The 7,545-nt window shown below is 51.3% G+C and carries 6 protein-coding genes; 5 read left to right on the top strand and 1 reads right to left on the bottom strand.

Features of this window, described 5'->3' with window-relative positions:
- The first annotated feature begins 397 nt into the window (after nucleotides 1-397).
- From rpmH to mnmE, 5 genes are all read left to right on the top strand, one after another.
- Nucleotides 398-538, top strand: coding sequence for a 50S ribosomal protein L34 (rpmH, locus tag PMPD1_RS22130; protein ID WP_000831330.1), 141 nt, complete (start codon nucleotides 398-400; stop codon nucleotides 536-538).
- A 15-nt stretch (nucleotides 539-553) separates the two neighbouring features.
- Nucleotides 554-913: a ribonuclease P protein component gene (gene rnpA / locus PMPD1_RS22125; RefSeq protein ID WP_173636064.1), complete on the top strand. Its 360-nt coding sequence runs from the start codon at nucleotides 554-556 to the stop codon at nucleotides 911-913.
- Nucleotides 877-1,134, top strand: coding sequence for a membrane protein insertion efficiency factor YidD (gene yidD, locus PMPD1_RS22120; protein ID WP_173636063.1), 258 nt, complete (start codon nucleotides 877-879; stop codon nucleotides 1,132-1,134). Before rnpA ends, yidD begins: the two co-directional genes overlap by 37 nt.
- Nucleotides 1,135-1,136: 2 nt before the next feature.
- On the top strand, nucleotides 1,137-2,783 hold the full coding sequence (gene yidC / locus PMPD1_RS22115; protein WP_173636062.1) for a membrane protein insertase YidC: 1,647 nt from the start codon (nucleotides 1,137-1,139) through the stop codon (nucleotides 2,781-2,783).
- Nucleotides 2,784-2,895: 112 nt separating this feature from the next.
- The gene (gene mnmE / locus PMPD1_RS22110) at nucleotides 2,896-4,260 is read left to right on the top strand and encodes a tRNA uridine-5-carboxymethylaminomethyl(34) synthesis GTPase MnmE (protein WP_173636061.1); all 1,365 of its coding nucleotides are present in this window, start codon (nucleotides 2,896-2,898) and stop codon (nucleotides 4,258-4,260) included.
- 59 nt (nucleotides 4,261-4,319) lie between these two features.
- Here mnmE and PMPD1_RS22105 read toward each other — a convergent pair whose 3' ends face one another.
- Nucleotides 4,320-7,535, bottom strand: a complete 3,216-nt coding sequence (locus PMPD1_RS22105; RefSeq protein ID WP_173636060.1) for an autotransporter family protein — start codon at nucleotides 7,533-7,535, stop codon at nucleotides 4,320-4,322.
- Nucleotides 7,536-7,545 lie beyond the last annotated feature (10 nt).

The following is a 7,545-nucleotide window of genomic DNA, read 5'->3' as shown; positions in this document are numbered from 1 at the left end:
CCATTTTATCCACAGGCTAAAATCGCACCATCAGTTTACGCCAACGCGCTCAAAAGGCATTCAGTATCCTCTGTATTGGTGCAAATTTTTTGCCTGCGTCACGTTATTCACATTCCTTATGACAGTGGAGTGAACAGAAGATCCCGAACGATCCTTGCGCTTTGTCGCGGACGCCGTATAATTCTTCCCCCGGTGTTTGCGCGTCCTGGCTGTTTCGGCTAGTTTGCTGGTCGACCCGGGATTCCAGACGCAAGCAAATAGCAAAGTAAATTGACTCCGGACTGTACAATTATTACAATCCCGCCTCTTTATTAAAGACACACTGAGGCGTCGGTCGTTTTTACGGGCCCGTAACGCGTCATCAAGTGAAATTTTTCAAGTTTAGGTAGAAATCGCCATGAAACGCACTTTTCAACCGTCCGTACTGAAGCGTAACCGTTCTCACGGTTTCCGTGCTCGTATGGCTACTAAAAATGGTCGTCAGGTTTTGGCACGTCGTCGTGCTAAAGGCCGCGCTCGTCTGACCGTTTCTAAGTAATAAAGCTAACCCTGAGTGGTTAAGCTCGCATTTCCCAGGGAGTTACGTTTGTTAACTCCCGCTCATTTCACTTTCGTCTTCCAGCAGCCGCAACGGGCTGGCACGCCGCAAATCACCATCCTCGGCCGCCTTAATTCGCTGGGGCATCCCCGCATCGGTCTTACCGTCGCTAAAAAAAATGTTAAGCGCGCGCATGAGCGTAACCGGATCAAGCGATTGACCCGCGAAAGCTTTCGCCTGCGCCAACACGAACTCCCCGCAATGGATTTTGTGGTAGTGGCGAAAAAAGGGGTTGCTGACCTTGATAACCGTGCGCTAACGGAAGCGTTGGAGAAACTATGGCGTCGTCATTGTCGCCAGGCTCGTGGCTCCTGATTGCGCTGATTCGCGTTTATCAACGCGTAATCAGTCCGCTTTTGGGACCCCACTGCCGCTTTCACCCTACCTGCTCTCAATACGGTATTGAGGCATTGCGCAGGTTTGGAGTGATAAAAGGCAGTTGGTTGACGATGAAACGCGTATTAAAATGCCACCCTTTGAACCCGGGTGGCGACGATCCGGTGCCGCCAAAAACCGACGATAACAGAGAACATTAACGATGGATTCGCAACGCAATCTTTTTCTCATCGCTTTTCTGTTCGTGTCTTTCATGATCTGGCAAGCCTGGCAGACGGACCACGCTCCGCAGCCATTGCAAACCCAGACCACGCAGACGACGACCAGCACAGCCGGTGATGCCGCAAACCAGGGCGTTCCCGCCAGCGGCCAGGGCAAAACGATCACCGTTAAGACTGATGTCCTGTCTTTAAACATCAACACCCGCGGTGGTGATATTGAGCAGGCGCAGTTGCTGACCTACCCGGATAAACTGGGTTCTGCTCAGCCTTTCCAACTGCTGGAAACCACGCCATCGTTCCTGTATCAGGCACAGAGCGGCTTGACCGGCAGAAACGGCCCGGATAATCCGGCGAATGGCTCTCGTCCGCTGTATACCACCGGGCAAGATCATTTTGAGTTGGCCGATGGGCAAAGCGAATTGCGTATTCCACTGACCTTTACAGCGGAAAACGGCGCGGTCTATACCAAAACCTTCGTACTGAAGCGCGGCGAATATGCCATCAATGTCGATTACCAGGTGAATAACACTACCCAGCAACCGCTGGAAGTGTCGATGTTCGGGCAACTGAAACAGACGGTTGATTTACCGAAGCATCGCGATACCGGTAATAACAATTTTGCCTTACATACTTTCCGTGGCGCCGCTTACTCCAGCAGCGAAACCAATTACGAAAAGTATAAGTTCGACAAAATCAGCGATGGCGATAATCTGAAAGTGACCACCGCTAATGGCTGGGTCGCGATGTTGCAGCAATATTTCGCTACGGCTTGGGTACCGCGTACTGACGGCAATAACATGCTGTATACCAGCGATCTCGGTAATGGCGTTGCGGCGATTGGCTATAAGTCGACGCCGGTAACTATCGCGCCGGGTTCACAGCAAAGCCTTGGCGGCACGCTGTGGGTTGGGCCGGAAATTCAGGACAAGATGGCGGCGATTGCGCCACATCTGGATTTAACCGTTGATTACGGCTGGTTGTGGTTTATCTCACAGCCGCTGTTTAAGCTGCTGAAATTCCTGCATAGCTTTATCGGTAACTGGGGCTTCTCAATTATCGTTATTACCTTTATTGTTCGCGGCATCATGTACCCGCTGACCAGAGCGCAGTACACCTCGATGGCGAAGATGCGTATGCTACAGCCGAAAATTCAGGCTATGCGTGAACGTCTGGGCGATGATAAGCAGCGCGTTAGCCAGGAAATGATGGCGCTGTATAAGAGCGAGAAAGTGAACCCGCTGGGCGGCTGTTTACCTCTGGTTATCCAGATGCCTATCTTCCTGGCGCTGTATTACATGCTGATGGGCTCGGTTGAGTTGCGTCATGCGCCGTTCGCGTTGTGGATCCACGACCTGGCGGCTCAGGACCCGTACTATATTCTGCCGATTCTGATGGGTATCACCATGTTCTTCATTCAGAAGATGTCACCGACGACCGTGACAGACCCGATGCAGCAGAAGATCATGACCTTTATGCCGGTTATTTTCACCGTGTTTTTCCTGTGGTTCCCGGCAGGTCTGGTGCTGTACTACATCGTGAGTAACCTGGTCACCATTATCCAGCAGCAACTGATTTATCGCGGGCTGGAAAAACGTGGCTTACATAGCCGCGACAAGAAGAAAGCATAACCCACCATTTGCTGGCCAGATAGCCTCTGGCCCGTGCCATCTTTGAGCACAATGGTTATCATAAGGCGGTCAGCAGACCGCCTTATTTTTTTATTAGCGAGTGAGAGAAACCATGAGCCATAGCGATACCATCGTTGCCCAGGCCACCCCGCCAGGACGCGGCGGCGTCGGCATCCTGCGTGTTTCCGGCGCGAAAGCGGCCGAGGTCGCGCAGCAGTTGCTGGGTAAGTTGCCAAAGCCACGCTATGCCGATTATCTCCCTTTCCTTGATAGCGATGGCAGCGTGCTCGATCAAGGTATCGCTTTATGGTTTCCCGGCCCTAATTCGTTTACCGGTGAAGACGTGCTGGAACTGCAAGGTCATGGTGGCCCGGTCATCCTCGATTTATTGCTGAAACGCATTGCGGCGCTGGCCGGCGTGCGTATCGCCCAGCCGGGTGAGTTTTCCGAGCGAGCATTTCTGAATGACAAGCTCGATCTGGCACAGGCCGAAGCGATTGCCGATTTGATTGATGCCAGTTCCGAGCAGGCAGCGCGCTCTGCGCTCAATTCATTACAGGGTGCGTTTTCTCTGCGGGTGAATAATTTAGTGGAAGCACTTACTCACCTGCGAATCTATGTCGAAGCGGCTATTGATTTCCCGGATGAGGAAATTGACTTCTTGTCGGATGGCAAAATTGAAGCTCAGCTCAATGCCGTTATCGCCGATCTAAATGGCGTGCGTGCCGAAGCGCGTCAAGGCAGCCTACTGCGCGAAGGGATGAAAGTCGTCATCGCCGGACGCCCTAATGCTGGTAAATCCAGCTTGCTTAACGCGCTGGCGGGCCGTGAAGCCGCCATCGTGACCGAAATTGCCGGTACCACACGCGATGTGTTGCGTGAACACATTCATATCGACGGTATGCCTTTGCATATTATTGATACTGCGGGTTTACGAGATACCAGCGATGAGGTCGAGCGCATTGGTATTGAGCGCGCATGGAAAGAGATTGAGCAGGCTGACCGGGTACTATTTATGGTTGATGGTACGACGACGGATGCCACCGAACCGGCCCAAATTTGGCCTGATTTTATCGCCCGTCTCCCTGCCAGTTTGCCCATTACCGTGGTGCGTAATAAGGCAGATGTCACAGAAGAGACGCCGGAGATAACAGAAGTGAATGGTCACTCACTTATTCGTCTCTCCGCACGTACTGGCGAAGGCATTGAAGTATTACGTGAACATTTAAAACAGAGCATGGGTTTCGCCGACAGTATGGAAGGTGGTTTCCTGGCAAGACGCCGTCATTTACAGGCTCTGGAGTTAGCAGATACTCACCTTCAACAGGGGAAACAACAGTTATTAGGCGCTTGGGCGGGAGAATTACTGGCGGAGGAGCTACGCCTTGCACAGCAAGCTCTGAGCGAAATTACCGGTGAGTTTACTTCCGATGATCTGTTAGGGCGGATTTTCTCCAGCTTCTGTATTGGTAAGTAACCACTAACAAAAAACGCCCGACCAAGCCATGCGATCGGGCGTTGATTGCTAACCGATTATCAGAAAGTGTATTTAGCGCCCAGCATGACGCCAACATCCTGATAGCGATTAAGCCCCTTCTGCATAACGACATTGCCATTAAGATGGAAATGGTTATTCACATTCCCTTCAACGCCCGCTTTCAGCTCACCCATGTTTCGACCTCCATGTTGCTCAACGCGCACCTGATTCATCTTGACGGAATAAGGCTCACTTTCGTGTAACCAGTTGAGCTCAAGGTATGGTCTGAGATCGGTTTCACCCGGATGTTTTGATTCCTGCACCCACCCGCGAACCCCTACACGTGACTGTAGGCTACGCGCGTCGCTGATAATCTTGGTCCCATTTTGCTCGGTCTTACGTACCGTTTTCAGGCCATTCCAGATCACCTGCGCGTGGGGTTCGAGATAAAATCCATAGGTTCGTTTATTTTGACCTACACGCTCGAAGACCTTTTGCGCATAACCCCCCTCCAGCGAAGCACTAATCCCTTGAGTATGATATTTCTCAGTGGCCAACACCTCCCCGGTTACGCTGCTATGGAACCAGTTGTACTGTAGCCAGCCATCCAACCATAGACCGGTATTATCTTCAGCCTGACGATCAAACCAGGTCGCATAAAGCCCGGTGCTATAGCCGGAAACTTCACTTTTTGTCCCAATATGGGTGCGGGATGAAGTAATATTACTGGTTTGACGACCATAGCCAAACATAGCGCCAAGATGCAACTGCCCGGCCGGACCCTGCCATTGCATGATATCGCCGCCTAACTGCGTGACATAGCGGTTACTCTGTGTCGCCAACGTACTGCCTACCCAGGAACGATGGTGGCCGCCAGTCTGGCGTAGCCACAGGCTGGTTTCATGTTGTTTTGCCGCAGGCGTAAGATCGCGGCTTGCCAGGCGATCATGCAGGCCGATATTGAACAATTTGGCCGCCGCTTCGCTATTCAGAACATAACCTGCGACTTCAGAACGCAGCGTTTCAGGAGGCTTAGGCTTGGACGCTGGTGTCGGGGTAGGTGCCGGAGTGGGCTCCGGATTAGGTTGCGGATCCGGGATTGGTTTTGGCTCAGGGTCAGGCGTCGGAATCGGTAAATCTTCCTCCTGCTCAGGTTCCCAATTTTTCAGATACCAATGATTGGCATTGGCATCTTCGCCACGCCCCAGCTTATATTCATAGGCCCCGGCAACAATACGCCCTTGCTGAACAAACTCACCGTTAGACGCGCCGCCGACATGCACCAATTCAATCCCATCAATAGTCTTAGCGCCACTTCCTCCGGCATTGTTGACTATAACCTTGGTTGAACCGGACGTATCACCGTCAACAATCAGCTTATTGATAGCAACGTTCCCCACCTCCAGCACGGAATTGAAAACCAGCGTACCATTATTGCCCTGATAGTTACCTTTCACCGTTAACGTATCGCTGGTTACGCCAGGATTAAACGCTACCCTTCCTTCATTAACTAATTGTGATACAGAAGAGGAGCCAGTGAGTTGCCAGGAACTGGTCGAATCGACAGCAATATCCGCGCCCTGCACTACGCCGGTAAGACGAGAATTGTCACGTAACGCTACCGAACCAAAGCTATCTTCATCAACGTAAACATCTCCCAAAAGCACCACGCCATTGGTCGCGTTCAGTTCAACGTGTGAGCTATAACGATTGGTTGCATCTTCGCCGGTAAAGACATTCAGTAAGTGGCCATTTCCACCGGAAATGCGACTTCCATTGCTGGCATCCAGGATAAGGGTAGTGCCACTGGCTTGTATGGCTTCCTGCTGTTTACTGGAAAGCACAACGTTGTCGAATTGTACTTCATTTTTCAGCGTTGCCGAATAGCCATTGGCCAGCAGACCGGGCGAGGCCCCTTCGCTGCTCAACTGGCTATTGGTCAAAGAAGTGCTTCCCACCCGCGTAAATAATGCCGCCGCATTATCACCATTGGTAGTAACCGTTACGCCAGTCGCCGTAACGTTAGATTCCGGGTAAGAAACGATGCCATAGCCGAAATTGCCATTAGTGGTAATACGGCTATCGGCCAGCGACAGTGAACCGCCGCGCGCGCTAAACGCACCCACGCCTTGCACGCCGCTGGTAATAATCGACAAACCACGACCTTCGGCGGTGTTCTCGGTATATAAACCGTAACTGCCCGCACCGGAGGTGGATAGCATGCTGTCCGTGACCACAGCAGAACCAAACTGTGCGTTCAAAGCATGCGATGATTCACCATACGTGGTTAGCGCCGCATCGTTGATGCTTATTGAGGTATCGTTCCTTGCTAGCCACACCGCATCGGCATTGTCCCCACGCGTCGTATAATTACCACGGTCTACTGACACGGTAGAGTTACCATTCACATTCAGCGCATAGGAAAAATCGCCACCGCTGCTTACGCTAACATTATCGAGCTGGACGACCGCATTGCGAATCAGTAATGCGCTCCCATTGGCGACATTGATTGAACTGTTGGATAAGGTGGTCTTTGCCTCACCCCAGCCGCCAATATTTATCCCATGCGCTTCACCACTGGCGGTAATGGTAAGATTATCGCCGATCAGTTCCCCGCGATTTTGGTTAATCGCATAATTTGTCGAATTACCCCCGATACTGATCCGGGTCTGGTCCAACCGTATTTTTGCTTCATCACTGCTAAGTGTAATGCCTGAAGAAATCGACGGAGAATTAATGATTATTTGTACATTTTCAGCGGAAAGCACAGAACTATCGGCAAGAGAAATACCATGACTTCCCGAGCCGGAGAGTTCCATTTTGCCATTTTTTATATCTAATACCGAGCTACCGTTTGCAATGATGCCATGCGAGCTTCCACCTTTAGTACTAATCGTAACGTCGCGCGCGTTTACATTACCGGTATTAGCTTTAATTGCCTCAGCACTGGCAGCATCGGTTTTCAACGTGGCACCATTTAAGGTTAACGTTCCGTTATTTTCCGCAACCGCTGCTGCCGTCCCGCCAGCAACCGAATTAAATTCTAGCGGCGAATTAACCACAAGCTCACTCCCCTCTCCAGAAGAGTAAAGTGGATGGTCCCCCTTGTCATCGCTTTCGTTACGGTATTCTCGATCAACCTCAACTCGATTACCGCCACTTTCATACCAGGGAGAGGAGGCCGAAACAGAAAACGGAATTAAGCTGGCTAGTAAAAACGCTTTCCCGATATCGCCATGCCTAATAGAGAAAAAACGCAGATAGCTAATACTCATAACCATTCCT

Source organism: Paramixta manurensis (assembly GCF_013285385.1).
Lineage (GTDB): Bacteria > Pseudomonadota > Gammaproteobacteria > Enterobacterales > Enterobacteriaceae > Paramixta > Paramixta manurensis.
This window is presented reverse-complemented; position numbering and strand designations above follow the sequence as displayed.

Bases quoted from the DNA above. Each gene is read 5' to 3' on its own strand.
- rpmH (WP_000831330.1), top strand. From the start codon at position 398: ATGAAACGCACTTTTCAACCGTCCGTACTGAAGCGTAACCGTTCTCAC.
- yidC (WP_173636062.1), top strand. From the start codon at position 1,137: ATGGATTCGCAACGCAATCTTTTTCTCATCGCTTTTCTGTTCGTGTCT.
- PMPD1_RS22105 (WP_173636060.1), bottom strand. From the start codon at position 7,535: ATGAGTATTAGCTATCTGCGTTTTTTCTCTATTAGGCATGGCGATATC.
- yidD (WP_173636063.1), top strand. From the start codon at position 877: ATGGCGTCGTCATTGTCGCCAGGCTCGTGGCTCCTGATTGCGCTGATT.
- mnmE (WP_173636061.1), top strand. From the start codon at position 2,896: ATGAGCCATAGCGATACCATCGTTGCCCAGGCCACCCCGCCAGGACGC.